Source organism: Terrihabitans aquatilis (assembly GCF_052542005.1).
In genome coordinates, this window is record NZ_JBOCUO010000002.1 from 928,486 (window position 1) to 954,866 (window position 26,381).

At 65.5% G+C, this 26,381-nt stretch carries 30 protein-coding genes; 19 read left to right on the plus strand and 11 right to left on the minus strand.

The window, feature by feature from the left end; genetic code table 11:
- The first annotated feature begins 73 nt into the window (after positions 1-73).
- The 3 genes from ACQ6S1_RS10545 to ACQ6S1_RS10555 are packed head-to-tail and all read left to right on the plus strand — an operon-like array spanning position 74 to position 2,308.
- Positions 74-1,210, plus strand: coding sequence for a ribonucleotide-diphosphate reductase subunit beta (locus ACQ6S1_RS10545; protein ID WP_445041269.1), 1,137 nt, complete (start codon positions 74-76; stop codon positions 1,208-1,210).
- A gap of 26 nt (positions 1,211-1,236) precedes the next feature.
- A complete protein-coding gene (locus ACQ6S1_RS10550) occupies positions 1,237-1,893 on the plus strand; it encodes a hypothetical protein (protein WP_445041132.1) in 657 nt (218 codons plus the stop codon).
- Positions 1,894-1,900: 7 nt separating this feature from the next.
- The gene (locus ACQ6S1_RS10555; RefSeq protein WP_445041133.1) at positions 1,901-2,308 is read left to right on the plus strand and encodes an ester cyclase; all 408 of its coding nucleotides are present in this window, start codon (positions 1,901-1,903) and stop codon (positions 2,306-2,308) included.
- Positions 2,309-2,321: 13 nt separating this feature from the next.
- Here the strand turns inward: ACQ6S1_RS10555 and ACQ6S1_RS10560 are convergent, their stop codons facing one another.
- Positions 2,322-3,062 (minus strand): SDR family NAD(P)-dependent oxidoreductase, encoded by a 741-nt coding sequence (locus tag ACQ6S1_RS10560; protein ID WP_445041134.1) that lies wholly within the window; start codon positions 3,060-3,062, stop codon positions 2,322-2,324.
- Positions 3,063-3,232: 170 nt separating this feature from the next.
- Between ACQ6S1_RS10560 and ACQ6S1_RS10565 the strand changes: the two genes are divergently transcribed.
- The 4 genes from ACQ6S1_RS10565 to ACQ6S1_RS10580 all read left to right on the plus strand — a co-directional run bounded on the left by ACQ6S1_RS10565 (position 3,233) and on the right by ACQ6S1_RS10580 (position 5,486).
- Complete coding sequence (locus ACQ6S1_RS10565) at positions 3,233-3,790, plus strand: TetR/AcrR family transcriptional regulator (protein WP_445041135.1); 558 nt, start codon at positions 3,233-3,235, stop codon at positions 3,788-3,790.
- Between the two features lie 156 nt (positions 3,791-3,946).
- Positions 3,947-4,081 carry a hypothetical protein gene (locus ACQ6S1_RS10570; protein ID WP_445041136.1) on the plus strand — a complete coding sequence of 45 codons (135 nt, stop codon included), beginning with the start codon at positions 3,947-3,949 and terminating at the stop codon, positions 4,079-4,081.
- A 159-nt stretch (positions 4,082-4,240) separates the two neighbouring features.
- Positions 4,241-4,432: a DUF6494 family protein gene (locus tag ACQ6S1_RS10575; protein WP_445041137.1), complete on the plus strand. Its 192-nt coding sequence runs from the start codon at positions 4,241-4,243 to the stop codon at positions 4,430-4,432.
- A gap of 52 nt (positions 4,433-4,484) precedes the next feature.
- Positions 4,485-5,486 (plus strand): LLM class flavin-dependent oxidoreductase, encoded by a 1,002-nt coding sequence (locus ACQ6S1_RS10580; RefSeq protein WP_445041138.1) that lies wholly within the window; start codon positions 4,485-4,487, stop codon positions 5,484-5,486.
- A 10-nt stretch (positions 5,487-5,496) separates the two neighbouring features.
- Here ACQ6S1_RS10580 and msrB read toward each other — a convergent pair whose 3' ends face one another.
- The 8 genes from msrB to ACQ6S1_RS10620 form a co-directional block, all read right to left on the minus strand.
- Positions 5,497-5,979, minus strand: coding sequence for a peptide-methionine (R)-S-oxide reductase MsrB (gene msrB, locus ACQ6S1_RS10585; RefSeq protein ID WP_445041139.1), 483 nt, complete (start codon positions 5,977-5,979; stop codon positions 5,497-5,499).
- A 64-nt stretch (positions 5,980-6,043) separates the two neighbouring features.
- Positions 6,044-8,119, minus strand: coding sequence for a M3 family metallopeptidase (locus tag ACQ6S1_RS10590; protein WP_445041140.1), 2,076 nt, complete (start codon positions 8,117-8,119; stop codon positions 6,044-6,046).
- A gap of 84 nt (positions 8,120-8,203) precedes the next feature.
- Positions 8,204-8,509 (minus strand): hypothetical protein, encoded by a 306-nt coding sequence (locus ACQ6S1_RS10595; protein WP_445041141.1) that lies wholly within the window; start codon positions 8,507-8,509, stop codon positions 8,204-8,206.
- Positions 8,510-8,574: 65 nt separating this feature from the next.
- A complete protein-coding gene (locus ACQ6S1_RS10600) occupies positions 8,575-9,210 on the minus strand; it encodes a nucleotidyltransferase family protein (protein WP_445041142.1) in 636 nt (211 codons plus the stop codon).
- Positions 9,194-10,249 carry an XdhC family protein gene (locus ACQ6S1_RS10605; protein ID WP_445041143.1) on the minus strand — a complete coding sequence of 352 codons (1,056 nt, stop codon included), beginning with the start codon at positions 10,247-10,249 and terminating at the stop codon, positions 9,194-9,196. Before ACQ6S1_RS10605 ends, ACQ6S1_RS10600 begins: the two co-directional genes overlap by 17 nt.
- Entirely contained in the window at positions 10,246-12,534 is a 2,289-nt protein-coding gene (locus ACQ6S1_RS10610; RefSeq protein ID WP_445041144.1) for a xanthine dehydrogenase family protein molybdopterin-binding subunit, read from the minus strand. Before ACQ6S1_RS10610 ends, ACQ6S1_RS10605 begins: the two co-directional genes overlap by 4 nt.
- Positions 12,531-13,550, minus strand: coding sequence for an FAD binding domain-containing protein (locus tag ACQ6S1_RS10615; RefSeq protein ID WP_445041145.1), 1,020 nt, complete (start codon positions 13,548-13,550; stop codon positions 12,531-12,533). Before ACQ6S1_RS10615 ends, ACQ6S1_RS10610 begins: the two co-directional genes overlap by 4 nt.
- Positions 13,550-14,167 (minus strand): (2Fe-2S)-binding protein, encoded by a 618-nt coding sequence (locus tag ACQ6S1_RS10620; protein ID WP_445041146.1) that lies wholly within the window; start codon positions 14,165-14,167, stop codon positions 13,550-13,552. The genes ACQ6S1_RS10615 and ACQ6S1_RS10620 overlap by 1 nt, the downstream gene beginning before the upstream one ends.
- A 218-nt stretch (positions 14,168-14,385) precedes the next feature.
- Here ACQ6S1_RS10620 and ACQ6S1_RS10625 point away from each other — a divergent pair, with 218 nt between their 5' ends.
- The 5 genes from ACQ6S1_RS10625 to ACQ6S1_RS10645 all read left to right on the plus strand — a co-directional run bounded on the left by ACQ6S1_RS10625 (position 14,386) and on the right by ACQ6S1_RS10645 (position 17,831).
- A complete protein-coding gene (locus ACQ6S1_RS10625; protein ID WP_445041147.1) occupies positions 14,386-14,628 on the plus strand; it encodes a hypothetical protein in 243 nt (80 codons plus the stop codon).
- Between the two features lie 94 nt (positions 14,629-14,722).
- A complete protein-coding gene (gene gntA, locus ACQ6S1_RS10630) occupies positions 14,723-15,409 on the plus strand; it encodes a guanitoxin biosynthesis heme-dependent pre-guanitoxin N-hydroxylase GntA (protein ID WP_445041148.1) in 687 nt (228 codons plus the stop codon).
- Positions 15,399-15,983, plus strand: a complete 585-nt coding sequence (locus ACQ6S1_RS10635; protein WP_445041149.1) for a DUF1989 domain-containing protein — start codon at positions 15,399-15,401, stop codon at positions 15,981-15,983. The genes gntA and ACQ6S1_RS10635 overlap by 11 nt, the downstream gene beginning before the upstream one ends.
- Positions 15,984-16,077: 94 nt before the next feature.
- The gene (locus tag ACQ6S1_RS10640) at positions 16,078-17,574 is read left to right on the plus strand and encodes an ATP-binding protein (protein ID WP_445041150.1); all 1,497 of its coding nucleotides are present in this window, start codon (positions 16,078-16,080) and stop codon (positions 17,572-17,574) included.
- A gap of 17 nt (positions 17,575-17,591) precedes the next feature.
- Positions 17,592-17,831, plus strand: coding sequence for a BrnA antitoxin family protein (locus tag ACQ6S1_RS10645; protein WP_445041151.1), 240 nt, complete (start codon positions 17,592-17,594; stop codon positions 17,829-17,831).
- Between the two features lie 26 nt (positions 17,832-17,857).
- Here the strand turns inward: ACQ6S1_RS10645 and ACQ6S1_RS10650 are convergent, their stop codons facing one another.
- Positions 17,858-18,991 (minus strand): helix-turn-helix transcriptional regulator, encoded by a 1,134-nt coding sequence (locus tag ACQ6S1_RS10650; protein WP_445041152.1) that lies wholly within the window; start codon positions 18,989-18,991, stop codon positions 17,858-17,860.
- A gap of 221 nt (positions 18,992-19,212) precedes the next feature.
- Here ACQ6S1_RS10650 and ACQ6S1_RS10655 point away from each other — a divergent pair, with 221 nt between their 5' ends.
- From ACQ6S1_RS10655 to pqqE, 6 genes are read left to right on the plus strand one after another with little or no spacing between them, the layout of a single operon-like run.
- The gene (locus tag ACQ6S1_RS10655) at positions 19,213-21,552 is read left to right on the plus strand and encodes a glucose/quinate/shikimate family membrane-bound PQQ-dependent dehydrogenase (protein ID WP_445041153.1); all 2,340 of its coding nucleotides are present in this window, start codon (positions 19,213-19,215) and stop codon (positions 21,550-21,552) included.
- Between the two features lie 32 nt (positions 21,553-21,584).
- A complete protein-coding gene (pqqA, locus tag ACQ6S1_RS10660; protein ID WP_445041154.1) occupies positions 21,585-21,674 on the plus strand; it encodes a pyrroloquinoline quinone precursor peptide PqqA in 90 nt (29 codons plus the stop codon).
- 36 nt (positions 21,675-21,710) lie between these two features.
- Positions 21,711-22,610 (plus strand): pyrroloquinoline quinone biosynthesis protein PqqB, encoded by a 900-nt coding sequence (gene pqqB / locus ACQ6S1_RS10665; protein WP_445041155.1) that lies wholly within the window; start codon positions 21,711-21,713, stop codon positions 22,608-22,610.
- A gap of 5 nt (positions 22,611-22,615) precedes the next feature.
- The gene (gene pqqC, locus ACQ6S1_RS10670; RefSeq protein ID WP_445041270.1) at positions 22,616-23,332 is read left to right on the plus strand and encodes a pyrroloquinoline-quinone synthase PqqC; all 717 of its coding nucleotides are present in this window, start codon (positions 22,616-22,618) and stop codon (positions 23,330-23,332) included.
- Positions 23,329-23,607, plus strand: coding sequence for a pyrroloquinoline quinone biosynthesis peptide chaperone PqqD (gene pqqD, locus ACQ6S1_RS10675; protein WP_445041156.1), 279 nt, complete (start codon positions 23,329-23,331; stop codon positions 23,605-23,607). The genes pqqC and pqqD overlap by 4 nt, the downstream gene beginning before the upstream one ends.
- Complete coding sequence (gene pqqE, locus ACQ6S1_RS10680) at positions 23,604-24,698, plus strand: pyrroloquinoline quinone biosynthesis protein PqqE (protein WP_445041157.1); 1,095 nt, start codon at positions 23,604-23,606, stop codon at positions 24,696-24,698. Before pqqD ends, pqqE begins: the two co-directional genes overlap by 4 nt.
- Here pqqE and ACQ6S1_RS10685 read toward each other — a convergent pair whose 3' ends face one another.
- On the minus strand, positions 24,699-24,950 hold the full coding sequence (locus ACQ6S1_RS10685; protein WP_445041158.1) for a DUF3297 family protein: 252 nt from the start codon (positions 24,948-24,950) through the stop codon (positions 24,699-24,701).
- Between the two features lie 172 nt (positions 24,951-25,122).
- Between ACQ6S1_RS10685 and ACQ6S1_RS10690 the strand changes: the two genes are divergently transcribed.
- Entirely contained in the window at positions 25,123-26,373 is a 1,251-nt protein-coding gene (locus ACQ6S1_RS10690; protein WP_445041159.1) for a BtaA family protein, read from the plus strand.
- Positions 26,374-26,381: the final 8 nt, after the last annotated feature.

Here is a 26,381-nt window from a genome sequence, read left to right on the forward strand (position 1 = left end):
TTGAGCCGGCGCCGCCCCAGAATCCACAGAACGCTCCGCGACGCCGTGCCGGCGGAGAATGAGGACGCACATGATACTCGATTGGTCCGACACCACGCCGAAAGCCGCTGACGCGACGGCGGTTTCTCCCGACCCTCTCCTCCCGGAGGGCGAGGGCGACGCCACGGGTCTCGGCGAGATCGATCGCTCGGGCGGCCGCGTCTCCGTCGACGACAAGCGCATGATCAATTGCCGCGCCGACGTGAACCAGCTTCTCCCGCTCAAATACAAATGGGCGTGGGAGAAATATCTGTCGGGCTGCAACAATCACTGGATGCCGACCGAGATCTCCATGCAGGCCGACATCGCGCTGTGGAAGTCGCGCGACGGGCTCACGGAGGACGAGCGCCACGCCATCAAGCGCAATCTCGGCTTCTTCGCGGCGTCCGAAAGCCTTGTCGCCAACAACATCGTGCTGGCCATCTACCGTCATCTGACGAACCCCGAATGCCGGCAATACCTGCTGCGTCAGGCGTTCGAGGAGGCGGTGCACACCCACACCTTCCAGTACATCGTGGAAAGCCTCGGCCTCGACGAGGGCGAGCTTTTCAACATGTACCGCGAAGTGCCCTCCATCACCGACAAGGCGGCCTGGGCGCTCAAGCACACGCAGGGTCTCGACGATCCGAACTTCGCCACCGGCACCCATGAGAGCGATCAGCAATTCCTGCGCGATCTCGTGGCGTTCTACGTCGTGTTCGAGGGCATGTGGTTCTACACGGGCTTCGCGCAGATCCTGTCGCTCGGCCGCCGCAACAAGATGGTGGGCATCGCGGAGCAGTACCAATACATCCTGCGCGATGAATCGATTCACCTGAATTTCGGCATCGACGTCATCAACCAGATCAAGATCGAAAACCCGCATCTCTGGACGAAGGACTTCCAGGAAGAGGTCCGGGCCATGCTGAAGGAAGCGGCCGAGCTGGAAGCAGCCTACGGCCGGGACACCATGCCCCGCGGCTTCCTCGGTCTCAACGCGGCCCTGTGCGAACAATACATGCACTTCATCGCCAATCGCCGCTGCGCCCAGATCGGCCTCGCCCCCGTCTTCCCGGAAGCCGAGAACCCGTTCCCCTGGATGTCGGAAGCCATGGACCTCAAGAAGGAAAAGAACTTCTTCGAGACCCGCGTGATCGAATACCAGAACGGCGGCGCGCTGAGCTGGGAATGAGGGGGCGAAGCTGCCGCCAATCTCGCTTGGCCAATTGGACACCCGAAGAGGCGGCAGATTTCATCGCGGTTGCGGAGGGCAAACTTCGCAACTGGACACGGCACGCCATGCAAGGCTGGGCTCTGTTCAGCTCAGCGAATGGGGTGTTGCATAACAGTATTCATCCCGATGGTGATGTAGCCCAACTGGCATCGCTCTATCGGAATGAAGCTGCTTTGATGAGCGCTATTCGCATCCACGCCTTGTTTGACAGGGACGCTGATATCAGCTTTCAAGTTATTAAGTCTCTGCTACGTCGCGGCGACGTGTGCCTGGAGTTGATCAAGCGCTATTCGGTTGCCGATTTGCCTATATTCAACGACAATACATGTTCCGAGAATATTATCGGTTATTTATCTGAATACGGACGCATCAATTTTGATGCATTTGGAAATCTTCAACATTTTAGGAACGGTTCCCTCGTCCATATTAGTTCAGCGGACGTGGAGCGGTTCATCACGTATAACGAGCTTTCGGATTTTATTGAGATAGCTGCTAAGCTGGCGGGGCGCCTATCTATGTTGATCCGAGGAATGAACGATGATCATCTTCGGCTTTTAGACGATGTCTCGAAGCGCACAGAAGGCTGGTGGCGAGATGCCATACATCTCGGCAAGGGGAACGCTCCGGAAGTCGATAACTGACATCGATTTGAACGCCCTCGACCTTACTAAGCTCTACCGCGACTATATCGCCTGTTTGAATCGGCAGATCTGGGACCATCTCGGCCGCTTCGTCCATGGCGAGGTGCATCATAACGGACGACCGCTCGGCCTCGCCGGTTATCGCGAAATGCTCGAAGGCAATTACCGTGACATCCCGGACCTCAGCTTCAACATCGAACTTCTGGTGGCCGAGCCGCCGCACGTGGCGGCGCGGCTTATGTTCGATTGCACGCCGAAGGGCACCTTTCTCGATCTGCCGGTGAACGGCCGGAAGGTGCGCTTTGCCGAGAATGTCTTCTACACCGTCCGCGACGGTAGGATCGCGGAGGTCTGGTCGATTCTCGACAAAGCGGCGATCGAGGCTCAACTCTATACGATTGCGTCACCGGCTTAATTGCCGGCTATCCTCACGCATTCACCCCGCCATCCACCACAAGCCCGGTGCCCGTGATCTGCCGCGCACCCGGACCCGCGAGAAACGCGACCGCTTCTCCAATATCGTCCGGCGTGCCGAAATGGCCGAGCGGCGTCAGGGCGCGCAGGCCGTCCGCATTCGGGCCATCGGCCGGGTTCATGTCGGTGTCGGTCGCGCCGGGATGGACGAGGTTCACCGTGATGCCGCGCGGGCCGAGTTCGCGGGCCAGGCCCCGCGTGAAGGCCAGAAGGGCCGATTTCGTCATCGAATAGACCGTGACGCCCGGAAAGCCCACGCGCTCTGCCAGACAGGAGCCGATCGAGATGATCCGCCCGCCTTCCGGCAGATGCGGGATCGCCGCCTGCGAGGCCAGCACCACGGAGCGCACATTGACGTGGAGCAGGGCGTCGATGTCCGCGAGGTCTATCTCCTCGACCGAGCCGCCATAGGCGATGCCGGCATTGTTGACGAGGATGTCGAGCCCGCCGAGCTGCGCCACCGCCTCCTGCACAGACCGCTTCACCGCCTCGGGATCGGCCGCATCGGCCTGAATCGCAACGCCCTTGCCCCCCTTGGCCTCGATGGCCCGCACCACCTCCGCCGCCTTCTCGGACGAACGCTGGTAGGTGATCGCGACGTCGGCGCCGCGTTCTGCCAGCGCGTTGGCGATCGCAGCCCCGATGCCACGCGACGCTCCCGTCACAAGAGCCCGCTTTCCGGTCAAATCGGCCATGATGTTTTTCCACTTCTGCAATGATCGATGCAGAAAGGCTAGGGGCGTTGCCGGCCGCCGTCAATCGATTTATAAAATGATCGATGCAAAAATCGTCGCCCAATTCTGACTCTCCCGTTTCGCGGGGCCGTCCGCGCTCCTTCGATCGGGAACGGGCTCTGGGCGAGGCCATGCGCATCTTCTGGCGCAAGGGCTATGCGGCCACGTCGATCTCGGATCTCACATCGGCCCTCGGCATCGGTGCCACCAGCCTTTACGCCGCCTTCGGCTGCAAGGAAGCGCTTTATGCCGAGGCGCTGCAGCATTATTCGAGCACATATGACAGCCATGTCTGGGGCCGCTCGGCGAAAGAGCCCAGCGCGCGCGGCGCCGTCGAGGCCCTCCTGATGGACACCGCAGCCAGTCTCGGCGTCGCAGCCGGCGAGGGCGTCTCCGTCGGGTGCATGGTGATGCTGTCGGCGGCAGGGCCCGAGGGAAATGCCGATCTCGGAATCTGCGAGCGCGCCGCCCGGGAAGGTCTCCTCACCCGTGTCACGGAGCGGCTGGCGCGTGCGCCGCAGGATGAGCTGCCGCCGGGCATCCCCGTCGAGGCGCTGGCCCGCTTCGTCGTGGCGGTGTCCGGCGGCCTGTCCATCCAGGCCCGCGACGGGGCCACGCAAGCGGATCTCCAGGCCATCGTCCGGGCGGCGATGGCGTTGTGGGACGCAGGTCTGGCGGGCCGCGGCTGAGGCGGCGCCGAGACTCGTGAAAAACCGGTTACTGCCAGCTACGCAATCCTACGGAAACGTCATGCATTCAGTGCATGGCGGGACGTGATTCAAAACACTCCTCATGCGTGTGGTTTGCCCCCATCTTCTCCTCACAGAGAAAGGGAAACCAGACAGATGAAAACGATCCTCAGCTTCTTCCAGATGCTCGGCGCCGCCATTCGCGCAGGCGAGGCTGCCCGCAATCACCACACTCCTTCCCATCGGGATCTTGCCATTCTCGGCATTCCGGCCAGCGCGTTCCGCGTCTGAGGTCAGGAGCATCTCCGTCCCAAGGGACGGCGACTACCAGGAGCGGCCGTTGGCCGCTCTTTGTGTTTCTGCATTCCTCGCGCCCGCCCTTGATGAAGTGAGTGCATCGCCCCAGCTATGCGCTGGACGCGGTCAAGACATGCAGAACCGGAGGAAATCATGGACGCCGAAGCTTTCAATGCAGCGCTGCGCAAATTTCTGCGCGAAGTCGGCATCACCTCCCAGCAGGAGGTCGAGAAGCTCGTCGCCTCCGGTCAGGTCACGGGGCCGATGCTGCGCCTGAAGATGACGCTCACCTCGCCCGACGGGCCGCTGGAGCATGTCGTCGAGCGCGAGATCGAACTCGGCTGAATTCTGTAGCGCACATCTTGGTAAGTGCCGCGCCATGCCCCACATGGGCGGCATGATACCTTTTTCGGTCCTCGACCTCTCCCCCATCATCGAGGGCGGCACCGCCGCCCAGGCCTTCCGCAACAGCCGCGACCTCGCGCAGCATGCCGAGGCGTGGGGCTACAATCGTTATTGGGTGGCCGAGCACCACAACATCCCGGGCGTGGCCAGCGCGGCCACCTCGGTGCTGATCGGCTACCTGGCCGAGGCCACCTCCAGGATTCGCGTCGGCGCGGGCGGCATCATGCTGCCGAACCACGCCCCTCTGCAGATTGCCGAGCAGTTCGGCACGCTGGAGAGCTTGTACCCGGGCCGCATCGACCTCGGTCTCGGCCGTGCGCCGGGCTCGGACCCGCTCACGGCACGCGCGCTGCGCCGCAATCTCGACAGCGACCCGAACGCCTTCCCGCGCGATGTTATCGAATTGCAGGCCTTCCTGGCCGAGCCGGGGCCAAACCAGGCGCTCAAGGCCGTGCCCGGCGCGGGGCTCGACATACCGCTGTGGATCCTCGGCTCCAGCACCTTCGGCGCGCAGCTTGCGGCCCATCTCGGCCTGCCCTACGCTTTCGCCTCGCATTTCGCGCCGGGCGATCTCATGCCTGCCATCGACATCTACCGGCGCAACTTCCAGCCGTCCGAACAACTCGCCAAGCCCTACGTCATGCTGGGCTACAATGTCTTTGCCGCCGACAACGAGGAGGAGGCCCGACTTCTCGCCTCCAGCGCGCAACAGAGCTTCGTGGCGCTGCGCACCGGCACACCCGGCAAGCTTCCGCCCCCGGTGCCGAACTATCTGGAAAACCTCGATCCACGCGCCCGCGCAATGCTGGAAACGGTGCTGTCCTGCACGGCCATCGGCACGCCGGACATGGTGCGCGAGCGCATCGAGGATTTCATCCGCCTCACGGGCGCGGACGAACTGATGCTCACCTCCATGATGTACGATCACAAGGCCCGGCTGCGGTCCTACGAGATCGCGGCCGAGGTGCGGGAGAGCATCAGCCTCGCGGCCTGATCGCGGGGCCTCAGATCGTCCGAGGCTCGTCGCGTTCCAGCAGGTCGGGCAATTCGCCGCCTTCCGGCACGAAGCTCATCGACGCCGAATTCATGCAGAAGCGCAGGCCGGTCGGGCGCGGGCCGTCCGGGAAGACGTGGCCCATATGGCTGTCGCAACGCTCGCAGCGCACCTCCTCGCGCACCATGCCGTAGCTGGTATCGCGCACGATCTTGACGTGGTCGGGCGAGACGGGTGCGAAGAAGCTCGGCCAGCCCGTGCCGGAATCGAACTTGGCGCCGGAACGGAACAAGGGCAGCCCGCACAGCCGGCAGGTGAAGATGCCGTCTTCCTTGCTGCCGTTGAACACGCCGCAGAACGGCCGCTCGGTACCGTGCTCGAGCAGGATGTGGCGCTCTTCCGGCGTCAGGTCCTGCGCCAGTTCTTCCCTCTCGTACGAATCGATCGGGCTGAGGTCGAAGCCGAGCTTCGAGGTATGGGCGGTAACGGCCATGGAAATGCTCCGTGTGTTGGGCTTTTCCCGGATATAGGAACGCACCCGGCCTGTTTCTAACCGCTCACACTTCCCCGGTCTGTAGATCGGCGATGTCGAGCCCGCGTTTCTTCAGCAGGGCCTCAGGCGAGGCGTCGCGGCCCCGGAAGGCGCGATAGGCTTCGTGCGGGTCCTGCCGCCCGCCGGCTGAATAGATGAAATCCTTCAGCCGGCGCGCAACGACCGGATCGAAGATATCGCCCGCCTCGCGGAACGCGTCGAAGGCATCGGCGTCCAGCACCTCCGACCACAGATAGGAGTAATAGCCCGCCGAATAGCCACCGGAGAAGATGTGCCCGAAATGCGGGGTGCGGTGGCGCATCACGATGGCTGCGGGCATGCCGATCCGCTCCAGCGCCTCGCGCTCGAACGCGGAGGCGTCCAGCCCAGCGGCGTCCGGCAGCAAATGGATGTCGAGATCGAGCAGCGCGGACGAGGTATATTCCACCGTGGCGAAGCCCTGGTTGAAGCGCCGCGCGGCCAGCAGGCGCTCCAGCATCTCGTCGGGCATCGGTGCGCCGGTCTCGTGGTGCACGGCGAAGCGGCTCAGCACCTCCTTCTGCTCCAGCCAATGCTCGTAGAGCTGTGAGGGCAGTTCCACGAAATCACGCGCCACGCTGGTGCCCGAGATCAGCGGGTAGGTCACGTCCGAGAGCAGGCCGTGCAGGCCGTGGCCGAATTCGTGGAACAGGGTGCGGGCGTCGTCCATGCCCAGCAGGGCCGGCTGGCCCTCCGGCGGCTTGGAGAAGTTCATCACGTTGACGATGATCGGCCGCACTTCTCCGGCCAGCCGCTCCTGGTCTCGGAACGAGCTCATCCAGGCGCCGCTGTGCTTCGAGGCCCGCGCGAAATAATCGCCGAGGAACAGGCCGACATGGCCGCCTTCCGCGTCCAGCACCTCCCAGGCGCGCACGTCCGGATGGTAGACCGGCACGTCATGGCGTTCTTGGAAAGTCACGCCGAACAGCTGCGTCGCGGTGTCGAAGGCGGCGGCGATGATGTTGTCGAGCTGGAGGTACGGCTTGATCTCGGCATCGTCGAGGTCGAACCGCTCCTTGCGAACCGCCTCGGTGTAGAAGCGCCAGTCCCAGGCCTCGATGTCGATGTTGTCGCCGCGCGTGGCGGCCAGTTTCTGCAGATCGCGTTGCTCGGCCTCGGCACGCGCCTTGGCCGGCGTCCACACGGAATCGAGCAGGCCGCGCACCGCGTCCGGAGTCTTCGCCATCACATCGGCCAGCCTGAAATGCGCGAAGCTCTCATAGCCCAGCAGGCGGGCATATTCGGCCCGCAGCTTAACCATCTCCGCAATAATCGGCCGGTTGTCGGTCGCGCCGGCATTCTCGCCCCGTGCGATCCAGGCTCGGAACGCCGTCTCGCGGAGGTCGCGTCGGCGCGAGGATTGCAGGAACGGCTCGATGCTGGAGCGGGCCAGCGTGATCGCGTAGCCCTCGACGCCGCGATCCTGCGCTGCCTTTGCCGCGGCGGCAATCTGCGCCTCCGACAGGCCATCGAGATCGTCGGCGGTCAGCTGCAGTATCCACGCGCGTTCGTCCGCCAGCACGTTCTGGCCGAACGCGGTCGAGAGGCTGGCCAGCCGCTCGTTGATCTCGGCCAGGCGCGTCTTGTCGCTCTCCGGCAGGGCCGCGCCATTGCGCACGAACATTGTGTGGTAGCGCTCGAGCACCCGAGCCTGTTCGGGTGTCAGGTCCAACTCGTCACGGCGCGCATGGAGCGCCGCGATGCGGTCGAACAAGCGCCCGTTCAGGAACATCTCGTTGGACAGGCGCGCCAGCACGGGCGCCATCTCGCGCTCGATGGCCTCGATCGCATCGCTCGTGTCGGCACCGGCCAGGTTGAAGAAGACCGACGCGACACGGCGCAGGATCGGGCCATTGCCTTCCAGCGCCTCGATCGTGTTGGCGAAGCTCGGTTCCTCCGCCTGCTCGGCAATGGCCGCAAGTCCTGCACGGCTTTCCGCAAGGCCCGCCTCGAAGGCCGGCCCGAAATCGTCCGGTCGGATCGCCTCGAACGGCGGCGTGCCGAACGGTGCGTTCCATTCGGCGAGCAGGGGATTGCCGGAAGAGGCGGAGGCAGCGGCCATATCGTGTCCGTCCATTGTCGGCCCGATGCCGGGCCGGCTCACGGGAAAAGGGGCGAGGATCCCGGAAGAGGCGCCGGAGCGGCCTCAGACCTCGTCGAAGCTGTCGCGCACCGTCTTGGCTTCCTTCTCGGGAAGCTCGGCCGCCAGCATCGATTTCCAGATGCCGCCGATCGGGCTGCGATAGTGCTCGGAATGCTCCCAGGCCGAGAGGGCGCGGTTGCCTTCCGCCAGCATGGTCGAGGTCGGCGTGGAGAGCGCGACCAGCGCGGCGCGGGCATAGGATTGGAAACGCTCGCGGATGTCGGCCGGGGCATCGGCCAGCGAGCCGGGCTGTCCGGCGGCTTTCGCGTGCTCTTTCCAGATGGCTTCGGCAATATTGTCCAGCAGCATGGGTCCAGGTCCTTGTTCGATCCCGACGCAAATGTAGTCATTTGCATCGTCTATGGAACCCGCCTTTACTCTCTGATGTCGCCCGATGCCAGCTTTGAAGCGTCGAGATCGCCCGGATGATCCACATCGAACAGCGTTCCGGCGTCATCGGTCTCGACGAGGGCAAGGGCGCTGCCCAATCCGCCAAGTAGCGCGCCCGCACCGCGATCGCCGCGCAACGTCGCGATGTCCGCAAATAAAGCGCGCCGGATCAGCACCGGATGTCCTCTGCGCCCGCGATGGACCGGCGCCGCCGCCAGATGCTGCGGCCCCAATGCGGACCAAAGATCCCGAACGATTCCGGGTGGCGTCCGCGGCATGTCCCCCAGCAGGATCAGCGCGGCCTCGTGCTCGGCGGGCACGGCCGCAATGCCCGCCCGCAGGCTCGCGGCCATCCCCTCTCGATAGTCTTCGGCATGCACGAAACGCAGCCGCCTTTCCGAGCCGGCGCACGCCCGGACCGCCGCTTCGATCTCGCCGCGATCCGGCCCGGTCACCACGATGATGTCCGCCGCGTTCGTGGCCAATGCGGCGCGCAGCGCCCCGTCCAGCAGAACGCCATCCCCCCGGGGGGCCAGAAGCTTGCGGCCGCCAAACCGCCGGCCTTCGCCGGCCGCCAGCACGATCGCGCTATAATTGGGCGCGTCAGGCCGCCTGTTCATCCACCTTCGGCCAGATGCGTTGTTGCGCCGAATGGGCTTCCTGCGTGATCTCCGCCAGAACCGACAACGCGATGTTCCAGGGCGATGATCCGCCGATGGGAAGGCCGATCGGCGCGTGCAGTCGGCTGATCAGGTTTTCCGGAATTCCATCGCGCGTCAGCCGTTCCAGCTTGTCCGCCAGGCGGCGGCGGCTTCCGAGAAGGCCGACATAGAACGCATTGGAGGGCAGGGCCGCCATCAGGGCATCGTGCTCGCCCACATCGTCGTGCATGGCCACGACAATTGCGGCCCAGCGATCCGGCGCGATCTCCTCCAGCGCATGCGCGGCCCGGTCGCGTGAATACGTCAATCCGTCCACCATCGGTGGCGCTTCAGGCCCGATTGGCCGCACCAGAACCACATCCTGTCCCATCTGGGCGCCCATGCGCGCGATCGCGAGGGAGGTCGGATCGGCCCCAAGCACGACGAGCCGCTGCACCGGCTGGTAGAGGCGATGGAAGGCGCTCGAATTCCCGTGCGAACCGCACTGGAAGCGCACCAGGGCCTCCGCCAGGGAGGGAGGCAGGTCCTGCGGGCATTCGCGTTCCGTCAGGACCGCGCGGGAGGTCCCATCGCTCAACCACAGGCCTGGCTGCCGTCGTTCGGTCAGGGCCAACAAATTTCCCACGGCCTCGTCGTCCGGCGCCAGCCGTTCGATCAGCAATTCGATACGCCCGCCGCAGGGCAGCCGGATGTCGAGAGGTCCGCCGCGCCCGTAGACGAGGCGGCAGGGCGCCCCGCTGTCCAGAACCGCCATCGCATGATGCACGATATCGGCTTCCACGCAGCCACCGGAGACGTAGCCGGACACGTCGTCGTGGGTGATGAGCATCTGCGCGCCGATCCCGCGCGGCGCGCCGCCCTCCGCGTTGTACAACGTCGCCAACGCCGCCGGCCTGCCGCGGGCGCGCGCGGCCGCCATGGCGGGGCGCACATCGTCGACAAGGCCGAATTCCGGCCAATCGGCCCCGGCGATCGTCAGCGCGTCCGGCTGCGTCATGCCAGAAGGTCCTCGATCCTCACCGGGAGATCGCGCACGCGGATGCCGGTCGCATGATACACCGCGTTGGTGATGGCCGCGGCCGTGCCCACATTGGCAAGCTCGCCCAGTCCCTTCACACCCGCCGGGTTCACCTCGTGGTCCTCCTCGGGGATCATGATGACCTCGATCTCGCCGATGTCCGCATTCACGGGGATGAGGTATTCGGCGATGTTGTCGTTCACATAGCGCGCACGCTTGTGGTCGATCTCCGTCTCCTCGTGCAGCGCCGAGGAAATGCCCCAGATCATGCCGCCCATCAACTGGCTGTGCGCCGTACGGGTGTTCATGATGCGGCCGCCGGCGAAGGCTCCCACGGCACGCGAACAGCGCACCTCACGCGTGCGGACATTGACGCGCACCTCGACGAATTCCGCGCCCAGCGCATACATCAGCTTCTTGCCCTGCGAACCGCCAAGCAAGGTGGGCGTGCCCTTGTAGAGCTTGGCGATGGAATCCTCGCCCGCGCCTTCGGGGATGAACTCGGCGTATTCCTCGATCTGCGTCACGCCCAGCCTGCGGAACATGGCGGAAAGATCGGCGGCACGCCCATCATCCGCGACCGCGCGGCCTTCCTGCATGCGGATCTGTCCATTTGGCACGCCGGAGAGCTCGCCATCGGGCGCAGCGGCGGCCTCGAACAGCTTGGCGCGGATGGAATTGCACGCCTTCAGCACGGCCGAGCAGGTGCTGGCGGTGGTGTTGGAGCCGCCCGCCACCGGGGCGGCCGGCAATGTGCTGTCGCCCAATTCCACCGTGAGGCGCTCGAACGGAATGCCGAGCTCTTCGGCCGCCATCTGGCCGATCACGGTATAGGCCCCCGTGCCGAGATCGTGCGCGGCGGTCTGCACCAGCAGGCTGCCGTTCGAGCCGAGCCGCACACGCACGGCGGCCGAACCGACATGCGTCGGGTAGACGGCCGTGGCGCAACCCCAGCCGATCAGCCAGTCGCCATCGCGCATGGAGCGCGGCTCCGGATTGCGCTTCTCCCAGCCGAACGCCTTCGCCGCCTCGTCGTAGCAGGTCATCAGGGAGCGGCTGGAATATTCCTTGCCGAAGCTGTCGGTCATGGAATCGTTGACGCGGCGCAGCTCCACCGGGTCCATCTTCAGCTTCACCGCCAGTTCGTCGAGCGCGCTTTCCAGCGCATAGACGTAAGGCACCACGGGCGGCGAGCGCATGAAGCCCGGCGTGCCACGGTCGGCATGCACGATGTCCACTTTCGTGTGCACGGCGCCGAAATGGTAGAGGTGCGATGTCTCGTCCGTGCCCTTCACCGAATAGGCGTCCGGGCGCGACGTCACCTCCTGCCCCTCGTGCCAATAAGCCACGAGCTTGCCCTTCTCGTCGGCGCCGAGCTTCACATGATGCTTCGTCTCGGCGCGATAGGTCGAGACCGTGTAGCCCTGGTCGCGGGTGGCGACGAGCTTCACCGGCCGGTTCAGCCTGCGCGCGGCCAGCGCCACGAGGCCGGTGCGCGGCGTCATCTGCGCCTTGGCGCCAAACCCGCCGCCCACGAAGGCGCTGACGACATGAATGTCGTCGGCATTCATGTCGAGCCGTTCCGCCACGGCGTTCTTCAGCCCGTAGACGAACTGGCTGGGTTCGTGGATCGTCAGCTTGCCGCCGTCCCACACGCACGTCGTGGTGAACAGCTCGATCGGGTTGTGGTGCTGCGCCGGCATCAGATATTCGGCGTCCACGGTCACGGCGACATCCGCCAGGGCCTTTTCCGCGTCGCCGGTGCTCAGCCATTCCTTGGCCTTCGTCACCGCGCCGGCGATGATGCCGGCATCCTGCGCCTCCGCGCCGGGTGAATCGAAGGTCGCGGACGGCGCCTCTTCCTCATAGGAAATCTTCAGCCGAAAGGCGGCCTCGCGCGCGGCCTCATAGGTCTCGGCCACCACCATGGCCACGATCTGCTTGGCGTGCAGGATCTCGGGGCCGAAGCCCTGCATGGAGGTCGACGCTCCGCCGCCGCTCGCGCTGTATTTCGTCTGCACGAGGTCGTCGGTGTTCTTGTGCGTGAAGATCTCGAGCACGCCCGGCACGGCACGCGCATCGCTCTCGTCCAGTTCGGTGATCGTGCCCTTGGCGATGCCGCTCATCGCCAGATAGGCAAAGGCCGGGCGATCCACCTTCTGATCGGACGGATAGCGCGCGGCGCCGGTCACCTTGGCGCGTGCGTCGTAACGCACGATCGGTCGGCCCATATTCGCCTTCGGTTCGGGGGCGGCGGCGCTCATGCGGGAATCTCCATGCGGGCGGCATCGAGCAGAGCGCGCACCAGAGTGCGCTTGCCCAGATCGGCCTTGAAGGCATTGTGTTCGAAGGTACGGACGTCGCGGAAGGCAGCCTCGGCGGCGGCATTCGCGCCCGCCTCGTCCAGAATCTTTCCACGCAAAGCGGCCTCGGCCTCGCGGGCGCGCCACGGTTTCGTCGCCACGCCGCCAAGCGCAATGCGCGCCTCGCGCACGGTGCCGCCGTCGAGGTCGAGCGCCACAGCGGCCGAGGCTGTGGCGAAGGCATAGGATTGCCGGTCGCGTACCTTCAGGTAAAGCGAGCGACGCGTCCACGCGCCATTCGGCACCATGAAGCCGGTGATGAGTTCGCCCGGTTTCAGAACGGTCTCGATATGCGGGGTGTCGCCGGGTTCCCGGTGCAATTCCGCGAAGGGGATGGCGCGTGCCCCGCTTGGTCCCGCGATTTCCACTTGGGCGTCGAGGGCGATCAAGGCCTGCGCGAAATCCCCGGCATAGGTGGCGATGCAGGCGTCGCTCGTGCCCAGAATGGCGTGCGTCCGGTTGTGGCCGTCCAGCGCCGCGCAGCCCAAGCCCGGATTGCGTTTGTTGCACTGCGCAAACGTCACGTCGCGGAAATAGGCGCATCGCGTCCGCTGCAGCACATTGCCGCCGAGCGTCGCCATGTTGCGGATCTGCTGGCTGGCCGCGAGCTTCAGACTGTCGGCGATCACCGGGAAATCGCGCCGCACATTGTCGTCCTCCGCCGCCTGCGCCATGCGCACCGCGCCGGAAAGGCGAAGCCCCGCATCGCTCATGGCGATCTCGGCCGGCAATTGCTTCACGTTGACCAGCGTGCCGGGCCGCATCACGTCGAGCTTCATCAGGTCGAGAATGTTCGTTCCGCCGGCGATGAACTGCGTCGCCGCCTCGGTCGGCGGCTTGGCCTCGGTGCCGGCCGGGCGGGCGGCGAGAATGGCGGCTTCGGGCGCGTCCGCCCGCTGGTAGACGAACGGGCGCATCAGGCTTTCCCCATCTCGGTCTTGGCCTGCCTGATGGCGGCGACGATGTTCGGATACGCGGCGCAACGGCACAGATTGCCGCTCATATATTCCCGGATGTCGTCGTCGGTTTCGGCATGGCCCTCGTTCACGCAGGCCACCGCGGACATGATCTGTCCGGGCGTGCAATAGCCGCACTGGAAGGCATCGTGGTCCATGAAGGCCTGCTGCATCGGGTGCAGCGCGCCATTGGCCGCAAGCCCCTCGATCGTGGTGATCTCCGAGCCTTGCGCCATCACCGCCAGTGTCAGGCACGACAGCACGCGCGTACCGTCCACCATCACGGTGCAGGCGCCGCACTGGCCCTGGTCGCAGCCCTTCTTGGAGCCGGTCAGGCCCGCATGCTCGCGCAGGGCGTCGAGCAGCGTGGTCCGTCCGTCAATCTTCAGGGAATGATCGCGGCCGTTCACCTTCAGTGTCACGTCGACCGGTGCGCGGGGGTCGGCGTTCGCCGCCGGCGGCGGGGAGCCTTGCGCCGAAACGCGTGAAACGAGCGGCAGGGAGGCAGCGCCTGTCGCGGACGCCGTCAGGAAGTTGCGGCGGTTGAGGCCGCCGCCGCTGTGGGCATGATCGGTCAAGGTTCTTCCCCGGGGTTTCTACGGACCATCGCGGCCCAGCCAAGAAAAGAACGGTTCTAAGGAGCAAGGGTTTCAGCCGGTTCCGAACAAACAGAAGTGAACACGTAATCTCCCGTGCTTTCGACCTCGCGGATCCATGATCTATCCTGCGATGAGGAACGCCTCGCCGCGCTTTGCGTTGAGGCGAAGATCAGGTTTGAGCCGAGGGAGAAAACGCCGTGACCAAAGTCACTTACGAGATCGTCGAGCACAATGGCGGCTGGGCCTACAAGGTCGCCGACGTGTTTTCCGAGACCTTCGCCTCCCATGATGACGCGCTTGCCGCCGCCCAGAACGCCGCCGCCGAACAGGCGCTCGCAGGTGAAACCGACGGCATCGAATATCAGGACGAGAAGGGCCGTTGGCACCAGGAAGTCGCCGAGGGCGACGACCGTCCGGAGACAGAAGTGCGCGATAACTAAGTTTCGCAACAGCTCGCCCGCTTCATGGTGCGGGCGGGAACCACCGGCGTTCTCGTGCGTACCTTGAGTCCGGTCCGCACGAGTTCTGCGTTTCATGTCTGTCTCCAAAAACGATCTGTCCGAACGCTTCCAGCGCTTTCTCCGCGCGCCCGATTTCTCGTGCGTCGGCGCCAAGTCGGCGCTTGCGCGCGATCAGATGGAAATCATCCGCGCCCGTGACATGACATCGGGCTGGGACGATCTGCGGATCTATCCGGCTCTGTTCGAACTGGCCCAGCGCTACCGGGCCGAACCCAATCTGTTCCAGAGCCTCGTCGTCCTTTTCGAGGAGCCCCGCACCCTCTCCGAAGCCGAGTTCGAAGGGCATATGTGGCAGCGCCTGCAATCCCTGGCGGACAAGGACGCCTGGCGCGGTGTGCCGCACGATCCCGAAGTCGATTCCGACCCCGAAAGCCCGCATTTCTCGTTCAGCGTGGGCGGCGAGGCCTTCTTCATCGTGGGCCTGCACCCGAACGCCAGCCGCCCGGCCCGGCGCTTCGAAGCTCCGGCCATCGTCTTCAACATCCGCCGCCAGTTCGAAATGCTGCGCGAACAGGGAAAGTATGAGCGTCTGCGCGAAAGCATCCTCGAACGCGACCTCGCTTTGGCCGGCACGCCCAATCCCATGATCGCGCGTCATGGCGAGGCCTCGGCCGCCCGGCAATACAGCGGCCGTGCGGTGGCCAATGATTGGCAATGCCCGTTCCATCCCCCGTCGCGGAACCTCGCCGATGCGTCATGAAATCCCGCCGCGCTCCGGCACGGCGTTTCCGCTTCGCAAGGGTCAGCGGCTGAAAGTGATCGACCCGCAGGGCGAGCAGGTCGCCGACCTGCTGGCCTTCAATGCGCACGATCTCGGCGAGGTCATCTCGTCGGGCCGCACCCTCGATTACGCCAGTCGAATCTTCCTCACCACCGGCGATCCGCTTTATTCGAACCGCAGCAACATCATGTTGCGCATCCTCGAAGACCACGTCGGCCGCCATGATTTCCTGCTGACGCCGTGTTCGGCGGATACGTTTCGCATCATCTACGGCGACGAGCACCCGCATCGCGGCTGCTTCGGCAATCTGGCGGCTGCGCTGGCGCCCTTCGGCATCGGGCCGGACCAGATCCCCGTGGCCTTCAACGTCTTCATGAACGTCACGGTCGACGGCGCCTCCGGCGAGCTGAAGGTCGAGCCGCCGCTCAGCAAGGCCGGCGATCACGTGGTCTTCGAGGCCGAGATGGATCTCGTCATCGGCCTTACGGCCTGTTCGGCGCTCCAGTCCAACAATTACGCCTTCAAGCCCATCGAGTACGAAATCCTCGACTGAGCAGGCGAATCTGTGGACGCGGTCTCGCAGTGCGGGACTCCTGCGGCGGCCATGCTAAAAGGGCGCTCAACAAAAGGTCAGGCCCTCTCCGGAAATGCAGGTAGCGGTCGAACTGGGCGTTCAGCCGAACGGCGCGCCCGTTCCCATGGATCTCGAGGAATTGCTCGCCACGCGCCTTCTGGTGCAGGGCAATTCCGGCTCGGGCAAGTCCCATCTCCTGCGCCGTCTGCTCGAACAGAGCGCGGCCTGGGTGCAGCAGGTCGTCATCGATCCCGAGGGTGATTTCGTCACCCTGTCGGAGCGTTATGGCCATGTCGTCGTGGATGCCGATCGCGAGGAGAACGAACTCGAGGAGATCGCCCGCCGCATCCGCCAGCACCGCGTCTCCGCCGTCCTCAATCTCGAAGGTGTTGATGCCGAGGGCCAGATGCGCGCCGCCGGCATCTTCCTCAACGGCCTGTTCGATGCCGAGCGCGATCATTGGTATCCCGTCCTCGTCGTTGTCGATGAAGCCCAGCTGTTCGCCCCGGCGGCGGCCGGCGATGTGTCCGACGAGGCCCGCAAGCTCTCGCTCGGCGCCATGGCCAATCTCATGTCGCGCGGGCGAAAGCGCGGCCTCGCCGGCGTCATCGCCACCCAGCGCCTTGCCAAGCTGGCCAAGAATGTCGCGGCGGAAGCCTCCAACTTCCTGATGGGCCGCACCTTCCTCGACATCGACATGGCCCGCGCGGCCGACCTTCTGGGCATGGACCGGCGGGGCGCGGAATCGTTTCGCGATCTGCCGCGCGGCAGCTTCGTCGCACTCGGCCCGGCTTTGTCGCGCCGCCCGGTGACGGTCAAGATCGGCGGCGTCGAGACCGCCGCCCGCTCCACCAGCCCAAAGCTCATCCCGCTGGCCGAAACCAAGGTTGATATCGCCGACGTCATCTTCGCCCCGGTCACGCACGAGCGTCCGGCCAGCGCTCATGCCCGCCCCACGGCGACGGCGGATCTGCTGCGCCAGCTCGCCCAGGCGCGCCCCGCCGAGCCCGCGCCCGTCGAGAGCGACGAGCCCGAGATCGACCACGCCGCCCGTCATGCCGCCATCGAGGCGGTGCTGCAGGCCGTGCTGGAGACGCCGGAAGCCTCCTTTCGCCCGATCGCGGTGCTCTATCAGGATTTCGTGGTGCGCTGCCGCATCCAGAAAATCCCCGGCGCGCCGATGGAGCTGGCCGAATTCCGCCGCCGCCTCGCGGTGGCCCGCGCGGGCGTCACGGTCGAGGCCGCCGCCGGCACGGATTGGGACGCGGCGGTGGCTTTGTCCGCCCAGCTCTCGGAAGACCTTCAGGGCCTCTTTCTCGTCCTCGCCCGCGCGGCCATGGAGCGCGCGCCATGTCCGGGCGACCTGCAAATGGCGCGCATCTGCGGCAGCCGCTCGCCGGGTCGCGCCCGCCGTCTTCTCACCTATATGGAAGAGAAGGGCTTCGTGTCGGTGCGCACGGACCGGCGCGGCAATCGCGTTGTCGGCGTCCCGGACCTCGATTGGGAAACCGCGCCCGGACGTCCGGACGCACCGGATGATGGCGACGCCACGAATCTCGCGGCGGAATAGGTCGGAGAGAGAAGGCCATGGCGTTCAACAGCAGGAACCGGCCCGGCGGAGACGCCCGTCAGACGGCTGAGGCAGCGTTCAAGAAGGCGACGACAAAGCCGGCCGAGGGGCCGGTGGCGGCGCCCGCACTTCCGGGCGCTCGGGAAATGGTCTCCCTGCGGCTCGATCGCGACGTGCTGGAGCACTTCCAGCAGGATGGCCCGGGCTGGCAGGACCGCATCAACGCCGCATTGCGCAAGGCTGCCGACCTCGCCTGAATCGAGCCAGAGACGGCTACACGGGCTTATCCCGCCAACGCCGCTTTCGCCTGAATGGCCGGCACCGGCGCGAGGGGCGCGTTCATCCGGCCCAGCAGTACGGCGAGCTCCACCTGTCCGGCAACGTCGAGCTTGGCGTAGACCCGCTTGAGATGGACCCGCACCGTCGAGGGCTCGCTGTCGCAGATGCGGGCGATGGCCTCGGGCGATTGTGCGTCGGCGATCAGCGCCGCCACCCGCGCTTCCGTCGGCGTCAGCCCCATCATCCGCAAGGTGGATTCCTTCTGCCGCGCCGCGTTCTGGTCGGGCGCCATCACCAGAACGAGCGCTCCGGAACCCTCGCCTGATTTCCGCAGCGGGTCGATCTGGGCGGGGGCGGGCAGGGGCAGCGCCGACACGAACAAGGGATGCCGCTGTTTCGGACGCCGGAGCGGGATCACACAGCCGGGGCTCACCCCGGCCAGCGCTTCCGCGATCATGGCGTCGAGATTGGACTGGTCGTCGGGACGGCTCACCCGGATCCTGCCGCGTGTCAGCGCCAGCCCCGTCCCCAGCAGCGCCTTCAAGGGTGCGTTGCCGTAGGCGATCGCACCATCGCCATTGACGAGGGCAGCACCCACCCGCAGCCGGTCGAGCACGTCGTGCCAAATGCCTTCGGCATTCTGGCTGCCGTATCCGACAAGCCGGCTGGCATGTTCCAGATGGTCGCGCAGGATCATCAGGCACGTCGTGTCGGCATTGCTGACCCCGCCGGGCGTGGTGCGGCTGAACGACAGCGCCACGAAATGGCCGGGCGCGGCCTCGAACGTCACGCCGAAGCGCGGCTCAAGGCCAAAGGCACCACCGAAATTCTCGTGAAACGGCGTTGCCCGCTCCTCCGGCGTCAGCAGCCGTGCCTCGTCGAACACCGGGCTGGGTTGGATGGCCTGAAGGTCGTAAAGCCGGTCATGCGCCCACCAATGATCCTGATACGCCTGCGCCCGCTTTGCGCCTTTCGATGACGACATCGCGTTGCGCCGCTCGTCGGTCGCCAGGGGGCCGATCATGGCAGCCTCGGCGCCGAACAGGCCCGCCATCAGGTCGAGCGCATCCGGCCACAGCGCGGGAGTCTGGGCGGCTGTGTAAAGGGCAGCGATGCAGGGATGTAGGCGGTCGTCCACGGCATGGGGTCCAAGGTCAAAAGGTCCGCCATGTTAAAGGGCAACGAAGAATCATAATCAATCAAAAGTTGTATTATATTTTGGGTACCACCCAAGGGTGGGCCCGCGCCCGGGGCTTTCCCATCGCGGTCATTCGGCTTTTGCGACGCACGGCCTATATTCCCCCTCAGAATGCCCCTTTGGGGAAGGTGCCGCGGCGCGGCCAGGATCGGGAGTTTGCCGTGATTTCCACGATAACGGGTGTCTTTGCGCTTCTCATGGGCTTGGCATTGGGGGCGGGCGGCGCCTGGCTGATCGCTCTCGGCGGCAGCTGGTATTACGTCATCGCCGGCATCCTGATGGCGCTCACGGGCGTACAGCTGTTTCGCAGGCAGCGCTCGGCGCTCCTCGTCTATGCCGTCCTCGTCATCGGCACCCTGCTTTGGGCGCTCTATGAGGTCGGGTTCGACTGGTGGCAGCTCGCCCCGCGCGGCGGGATCATCATCCTGTTCGGCCTGTGGCTGCTCACACCGTGGGTCCGTGCCGGTTTCGGGCGGCAATCCGTCACCGATCCCACGCCGGATCGCTGGGCGCGCGGCACGCTGGCGGCCAGTGTCCTCATTGCGCTGGTCGTGGCCGGAGCATCCATGCTCAACGATCCCCACAGCGTCGAGGGCCGCCTTCCGCTGGCGGCGAATCTGGTGGCCACACCCACCTCCGTACCGGATGGCGAATGGCACCAATACGGCCGCACCAATTTCGGCCAGCGTTATTCACCTCTCGCCGAGATCACGCCCGACAATGTCAGCCAGCTGGAAACCGCCTGGACCTATCGCACGGGCGACATACGCGGCCCGCAGGACGTGCCCGAAACCACCTATCAGGTCACGCCGCTGAAGATCGGCGATCTTCTGTATCTCTGCACGCCGCACCACATTGCCATCGCGCTTGACGCCGCAACCGGCGAGGAGCGCTGGCGCTTCGATCCGAAGGTGCCGATGGAGAACCAGCGCCAGCATCAGACCTGCCGCGGCGTGTCCTATTACGCCGACGCCTCGGCACAGCCGGGCGCCAGCTGTGCCCAGCGCCTCTATCTGCCGACCTCGGACGCCCGCCTCATCGCGCTCGATGCGCTCAACGGCCAGGTCTGCCCGACCTTCGCCAATGAGGGCACGCTCGATCTGATGACGAACATGCCGTTCAAGCCGGACGGCTATTATTATTCCACCTCTCCGCCGGTCATCGCCAACGGGCTCGTCATCGTCGGCGGTGCGGTCAACGACAATTATTCCAACACCTCGCCCTCGGGCGTCATCCGCGCCTATGACGTCAACACCGGCGCTCTGGTCTGGAACTGGGATGCCGGCAATCCGGACCGCACGGCCCCGCTCGGACCCGATGAGACCTACACGGCCAATTCGCCGAATTCCTGGTCCATCTCCAGCGCCGACGAAGAACTCGGCCTCGTCTACATACCGCTCGGCAACCAGACGCCGGATCAGCTCGGCATGAACCGCTCGGAGAACGTGGAACGCTTCTCCTCGTCCATCGTCGCGCTCGACATCGCCACCGGCCAGTTGCGCTGGGTGCGCCAGACCGTGCACCACGATCTCTGGGACATGGATGTGCCGGCCCAGCCTGTCCTGATCGATCTCAACATGCCGGCCGGTCCGGTGCCTGCGCTCATCGGGCCCACCAAACAGGGCGACATCTACGTGCTGGACCGCCGCACCGGCGAGCCTATCATCCCCATAACCGAGGAGCCGGCCCCCGGCGGCGCCATCCCCGAAGATCATTCAGCACCGACGCAGCCCCTGTCGGCGCTCACCTTCAACCCGCCGAAGCTGACGGAGGCGTCCATGTGGGGCGCCACCATGTTCGACCAGCTGTCGTGCCGCATCCAGTTCCAGAGCCTCAATTATCTCGGCCGCTACACGCCGCCCTCCGTGAAGGGCACGCTCGTCTATCCCGGCAATTTCGGTGTCTTCAATTGGGGCAGCGTGGCGGTCGATCCGGTGCGCCAGGTCATGTTCGGCATGCCCACCTATCTCGCCTTCACGTCCCGCCTCGTGCCGCGCGATCAGGTGCCCCCTCCGGGCGATGATGAGAAGGGCAGCGAGCAGGGGCTCAACCGCAACGAAGGCTCACCCTACGGCGTCTATATGGGGCCGTTCCTGTCCGCCCTCGGCCTGCCATGCCAGGCCCCGCCCTGGGGTTATGTCGCGGGCGTGGACCTTCAATCGGGCGAGATCGCCTGGAAGCACAAGAACGGCACGGTGCGCGATGCATCGCCCGTCCCGCTTCCCATCAAGATGGGCGTGCCGGGCATCGGTGGTCCCATGATCACCGCCGGCGGCGTCGCATTCCTGGCGGCGGCCATCGACGATTATCTGCGCGCCTACGACCTCACCTCCGGCGAACAGCTCTGGCAGGCGCGGCTTCCGGCGGGAGGGCAGGCTACCCCCATGTCCTATTCCGTGGGTGAGGATCAATACATTGTGATTGTCGCCGGCGGTCACGGCTCTGTCGGAACCCGCGCCGGGGATTATGTGATTGCTTATCGCCTGAAAAAGGCTCATTGATACACAATGTCGCACTACTAAAGGAGCACGCCATGACCTGGACGACCCCCGCCATTACCGAAGCCCGCTGCGGCATGGAAGTCACCAGCTACGAATCCGCCGATATCGACACCATCGATTGAGGCTTTTCGTAGCGGCATGAAATCAACGCGGGCGCCGTGAAAGTTCTCGTTCTCGGCTCTGCGGCGGGTGGCGGTTTCCCTCAGTGGAACTGCCGCTGCCCGATCTGCCAACTGGCGTGGAGGGGCGACCCAAGGGTGGCCCCTCGCAGCCAGGCCGGCATTGCCGTCAGTGCGGACGGAGAGAATTGGGCGCTCATAAACGCGTCGCCCGATCTGCGTCAGCAGATCCTGCAAAATCCGGAATTGCGCCCTTCCGGTGACGTGCGCCACAGCCCCATCCGCTCCGTCGTCCTCACCAATGGCGATGTCGATGCGGTGGCCGGTCTGCTCACATTGCGCGAGCGCCAGAACCTGACCCTGTTCGCGACCCCGGCGAGCCTCGATATCCTGGCCGCCAACACAATTTTCGGCGTCCTGGATTCCGCCCTTGTCGAGCGCCGGTCCTTTGCGTTCGGTTCGCCCTTCGAGGCGGTGGTGGGCGTCACCGTCACGGCGTTTCCGGTTCCGGGCAAGGTCCCGCTCTATCAGGAGGGCGCAGATCTCGTCATCGGCGCGGAAACCGATAGTGTGGTCGGGCTGGATATCGTGGCAAACGGGCGCCGCCTCATCTTCATCGCCAATTGCGCCCATGTCACGGATGCGATCCGGACCCGGGCCGAAGGAGCCGATCTCCTGATGTTCGACGGAACCACCTTCACCGACGACGAGATGCCCCGCCTCGGCCTGTCGCACAAGACGGCGGCGCGCATGGGCCACGTCGCGATGGACGGCCCGGAAGGCTCGCTCGCGGCTCTTGCCGGAATCGATGTTGGCCGCAAGGTGTTCATCCACATCAACAACAGCAATCCTGCCCTCGTCGATGGATCGCCCGAGCGCGCGGCGGTCGAGCGGGCGGGCTGGTACGTCGCCCATGACGGCATGAGGATCGACCTGTGAACGCGATGACGCCGGACGAACTGGAACGGGCCCTGCGCGACATCGGCGCCGAGCGCTACCACAACCGGCATCCCTTCCATCATCGCCTGCATGGCGGCGAATGCACGAAGGCCGAGGTGCAGGCCTGGGCGCTCAACCGTTATTTCTACCAGTCCCAGATCCCCATCAAGGACGCGACCATCCTCGCGCGCATGCAGGATTCGGCGCTGCGTCGCGAATGGCGTCAGCGCATCATCGACCACGACGGAGACCGGGACGGTGAGGGCGGTATCGAGCGCTGGCTCGTGCTGACGGATTCGCTCGGCTTCGACCGCGCTTATGTCACCAGCACCGAGGGCATCCTGCCGGCTACGCGCTTTGCCGTAGAGGCCTATGTCCATTTCTGCGCGGAGAGGTCCCTGCTCGAAGCCATCGCCTCCTCCCTGACGGAGCTGTTCTCGCCGCAGGTCATCGGCGAGCGCGTCTCCGGCATGCTGGCTCATTACGATTTCGTGGACGAACGCACCCTGGCCTATTTCACCGCGCGGCCGCCGCAGGCCCAGCGGGATTCGGAATTCGCGCTTGCTTACGTCAAGGAGCACGCGACCACGCCCGATCTGCAGCGCCGGGTCATGAACGCGCTGATCTTCAAGACCGACGTGCTCTGGGCCCAGCTCGATGCGCTCTGGCATGCCTACGTCGAAGGCCGGCGCCCGCCCGGCGTCTGGGTGCCCGAGCCATGACCGCGCAGATCGCCGCCGACCTCCGCCCGCGTCTCGCACCCGGCGTTCGTCTGCGCCACGATAAGGTGCGCGACGTCTGGGTCCTGCTTGCGCCGGAAAGCGTGGTCGAGCCCAATGCTGTGGCCGTCGAGGTTATCCGCCGGCTGGATGGCCGCACCCTGGATGAGGTGGTGGACGATCTCGCGCAGGCTTTCACCGCCGAACGTGCGCTCATCGAGACGGATGTCCGGGCGCTCCTGGACGATATGTCGGGAAAGGGGCTGGTCGAACTGTGACAGCGCACGTCGTTCCACCCCCGGTCGGCATGCTCGCGGAGCTCACGCACCGCTGTCCCCTCGGCTGTCCCTATTGCTCCAACCCCATCGAGATGGAGCGCAAGGATCTCGAACTCGACACGGAGACCTGGAAGCGCCTGTTCTCGGAGGCGGCCGCTCTCGGCGTTCTCCACGTCCATTTGTCGGGCGGGGAGCCGATGGCGCGGCGCGACATCATCGATCTGGTGCGCCATTGCGCGGAGGAGGGACTCTACACCAACCTCATCACCTCCGGCATCGGTATGACCGAGGCGCGGCTCGGCGAACTGAAAGCCGCCGGCCTCGATCATGTTCAATTGTCTATACAAGGAGCCGATAGCGAAACGGCTGACCGCATCGCCGGATATCGCGGCGCCTTTGCCCGCAAACGCGAGGTTGCGTCCTGGGTAAACGCCGCCGGCCTGCCGCTGACGGTCAACGCCGTCATCCACCGCGCCAACGTCCATCGCGCCGCCGATATGGTGCGCCTCGCCATGGAACTGGGCGCCCGTCGCGTCGAGATCGCCCACACGCAATATTACGGCTGGGCGCTGAGGAACCGCGACGCCCTCATGCCCTCGAAGGAGGACGCCCGCGCCGCCGTGGCCGAGATCGAGCGGCTGAAGGTCGATCTCGCCGGCCGCATCGCCATCGACCACGTCATTCCGGATTATTACGCCAAATATCCCAAGGCGTGCATGGGCGGCTGGGCGCGCAAGACGTTCAATGTCACGCCGTCCGGCAAGGTGCTCCCCTGCCACGCGTCGGAGACCATACCCGGCCTCGAATTCTGGTCGGGCCGGGACCGCTCCCTTGGCGAGATCTGGACGCACTCGCCCGCATTCAACGCCTTCCGCGGCACCGACTGGATGCAGGAGCCGTGTCGCTCCTGCCCCCGTCAAAACGTCGATTTCGGCGGTTGCCGCTGTCAGGCTCTGGCTCTGGTGGGCGATGCGGCGGCCACCGATCCGGCCTGCACGTTGTCGCCGCACCATCACGTCATGGAAGATCTGACGCGTGAGATCGCGGCGCCGATGGGCGAGCCGGTTTACGAATACCGCCGCCTGGCCTGATCAGCCTTCCACGCCCTCGCGGATGAAGGGCTCGACCTTCCCCTTCAGCTTCATCGTCATCGGGTTGCCGAAACGATCGCGCGCCTTGCCGGCGGCCACCCGGATCCAGCCCTCGCTGACGCAATATTCCTCGACATTCGTCTTCTCGACGCCGTTGAAATGAATGCCCACGCCACGCGCGATCAGGTCCTCGTTGTAAAACTCGCTGGTCGGTTCGACGCAGAGGCGGTCGGGAAGGGTTTCGGTCGTCATCGGGCCTCCAATGGCTCCGTGGAGAAAAGGGTATGCTCCGCATCTCATAGGGCAGAGCCGCGCGCGCGGGAAGTCATGCTCTCGGCCGGTGATCGTGACGGTCTCATGAAGTCACATGCGGGTCACGTGAATTCGATAGGGCCGAAGGATTGCAAAACGATCCGGATTCCCGATGACGCATTCCCTGCGTGCCGCCAAAAGAACCACCAGCACCACCTTGCAGAACGCGGTCCACCGCAACAAGGCCATGTCCAAAGCGGGTGTTCTGGAGCGCATGTTCACGCTTGCCTTCCAAGGTCTGGTCTATCCCCAGATCTGGGAAGACCCGCTGGTCGATATGGAAGCTCTCGACGTCCGGCCGGACGACCACATCGTCGCCATCGCCTCGGGGAGTTGCAATGTGCTGTCCTACCTCACGGCCGGTCCCGCCCGCATCACGGCGGTGGACCTCAATGCGGCCCATGTCGCGCTCGGCCGCCTGAAGCTCGCGGCGCTGCGCACGCTGCCCGATCATGACACCTTCTTCCGCTTCTTCGGCACGTCCGAGGGCAAGGCCAATGTCGAAACCTTCGACCGCCTCATCGCGCCCGCGCTCGACGAGGTGTCCCGCGCCTATTGGAAAGCGCGCCGTCCCAACGGCCGCCGCCGCATCGACCAGTTCGCCGACAATTTCTACCGTCACGGCCTGCTCGGCCGCTTCATCGGCGCGGGTCACGCGCTGGCCCGCCTCTATGGCTGCGATCCGCGCGCGGTGCTCGATGCGCACGACCGCGAGGAGCAGCGCGTTCTGTTCGATCGCCACATCGCGCCATTGTTCGAAAAGCGCTCGCTGCGCTGGCTGATGCGCCAGCCCGCCTCACTGTACGGGCTCGGCATACCGCCGGCGCAGTTCCGCGCTCTGTGCGGAGACCAGCCGGACGGCATGGCGCAGGTGTTGCGCCAGCGCCTGGAGCGCCTGGCCTGCGGCTTCGATTTGCGCGGCAATTACTTCGCCTGGCAGGCCTTCGGCCGCCGCTACGAACCCGCGCCCGACGCCTCTCTGCCGCCCTATCTGCAAATGGCGAATTTCGAGACCGTGCGAGATCGTGCCGACCGCGTGGCCTATCGCCAGCAATCGGTCACCGAATTCCTGCGCACCAGCCCGGCCGAAAGCACCGATTGCGTCGTCCTGCTCGATGCTCAGGACTGGATGAACGAGACCGAGCTCACCGATCTGTGGCGCGAGATCACTCGAACGGCCAAGCCCGGCGCGCGTGTCATCTTCCGCACGGCGGCCGAGGAGGATTGTCTGCCGGGCCGTGTCGCGTCGGATTTCCTATCGCGCTGGACCTATCAGGCGGAAACGAGCCAACGCCTCAGCCGCGAGGACCGCTCCTCCATCTACGGCGCATTCCACCTCTACACTCTGGCGCCGCTGCCGTGAGCGACGCC

What these genes read in the sequence shown, in the direction of transcription:
- ACQ6S1_RS10605 (WP_445041143.1), bottom strand. Translation starts at nt 10,249, where the DNA reads ATGACGCAGCCGGACGCGCTGACGATCGCCGGGGCCGATTGGCCGGAA.
- ACQ6S1_RS10645 (WP_445041151.1), top strand. Translation starts at nt 17,592, where the DNA reads ATGGCGTTCAACAGCAGGAACCGGCCCGGCGGAGACGCCCGTCAGACG.
- ACQ6S1_RS10560 (WP_445041134.1), bottom strand. Translation starts at nt 3,062, where the DNA reads ATGGCCGATTTGACCGGAAAGCGGGCTCTTGTGACGGGAGCGTCGCGT.
- ACQ6S1_RS10590 (WP_445041140.1), bottom strand. Translation starts at nt 8,119, where the DNA reads ATGGCCGCTGCCTCCGCCTCTTCCGGCAATCCCCTGCTCGCCGAATGG.
- ACQ6S1_RS10575 (WP_445041137.1), top strand. Translation starts at nt 4,241, where the DNA reads ATGGACGCCGAAGCTTTCAATGCAGCGCTGCGCAAATTTCTGCGCGAA.
- ACQ6S1_RS10600 (WP_445041142.1), bottom strand. Translation starts at nt 9,210, where the DNA reads ATGAACAGGCGGCCTGACGCGCCCAATTATAGCGCGATCGTGCTGGCG.
- ACQ6S1_RS10615 (WP_445041145.1), bottom strand. Translation starts at nt 13,550, where the DNA reads ATGCGCCCGTTCGTCTACCAGCGGGCGGACGCGCCCGAAGCCGCCATT.
- ACQ6S1_RS10595 (WP_445041141.1), bottom strand. Translation starts at nt 8,509, where the DNA reads ATGCTGCTGGACAATATTGCCGAAGCCATCTGGAAAGAGCACGCGAAA.
- ACQ6S1_RS10640 (WP_445041150.1), top strand. Translation starts at nt 16,078, where the DNA reads ATGCAGGTAGCGGTCGAACTGGGCGTTCAGCCGAACGGCGCGCCCGTT.
- pqqC (WP_445041270.1), top strand. Translation starts at nt 22,616, where the DNA reads ATGACGCCGGACGAACTGGAACGGGCCCTGCGCGACATCGGCGCCGAG.
- pqqA (WP_445041154.1), top strand. Translation starts at nt 21,585, where the DNA reads ATGACCTGGACGACCCCCGCCATTACCGAAGCCCGCTGCGGCATGGAA.
- msrB (WP_445041139.1), bottom strand. Translation starts at nt 5,979, where the DNA reads ATGGCCGTTACCGCCCATACCTCGAAGCTCGGCTTCGACCTCAGCCCG.
- ACQ6S1_RS10690 (WP_445041159.1), top strand. Translation starts at nt 25,123, where the DNA reads ATGACGCATTCCCTGCGTGCCGCCAAAAGAACCACCAGCACCACCTTG.
- ACQ6S1_RS10570 (WP_445041136.1), top strand. Translation starts at nt 3,947, where the DNA reads ATGAAAACGATCCTCAGCTTCTTCCAGATGCTCGGCGCCGCCATTCGC.
- ACQ6S1_RS10685 (WP_445041158.1), bottom strand. Translation starts at nt 24,950, where the DNA reads ATGACGACCGAAACCCTTCCCGACCGCCTCTGCGTCGAACCGACCAGC.
- ACQ6S1_RS10610 (WP_445041144.1), bottom strand. Translation starts at nt 12,534, where the DNA reads ATGAGCGCCGCCGCCCCCGAACCGAAGGCGAATATGGGCCGACCGATC.
- ACQ6S1_RS10580 (WP_445041138.1), top strand. Translation starts at nt 4,485, where the DNA reads ATGATACCTTTTTCGGTCCTCGACCTCTCCCCCATCATCGAGGGCGGC.
- ACQ6S1_RS10565 (WP_445041135.1), top strand. Translation starts at nt 3,233, where the DNA reads ATGCGCATCTTCTGGCGCAAGGGCTATGCGGCCACGTCGATCTCGGAT.
- pqqD (WP_445041156.1), top strand. Translation starts at nt 23,329, where the DNA reads ATGACCGCGCAGATCGCCGCCGACCTCCGCCCGCGTCTCGCACCCGGC.
- ACQ6S1_RS10635 (WP_445041149.1), top strand. Translation starts at nt 15,399, where the DNA reads ATGCGTCATGAAATCCCGCCGCGCTCCGGCACGGCGTTTCCGCTTCGC.
- gntA (WP_445041148.1), top strand. Translation starts at nt 14,723, where the DNA reads ATGTCTGTCTCCAAAAACGATCTGTCCGAACGCTTCCAGCGCTTTCTC.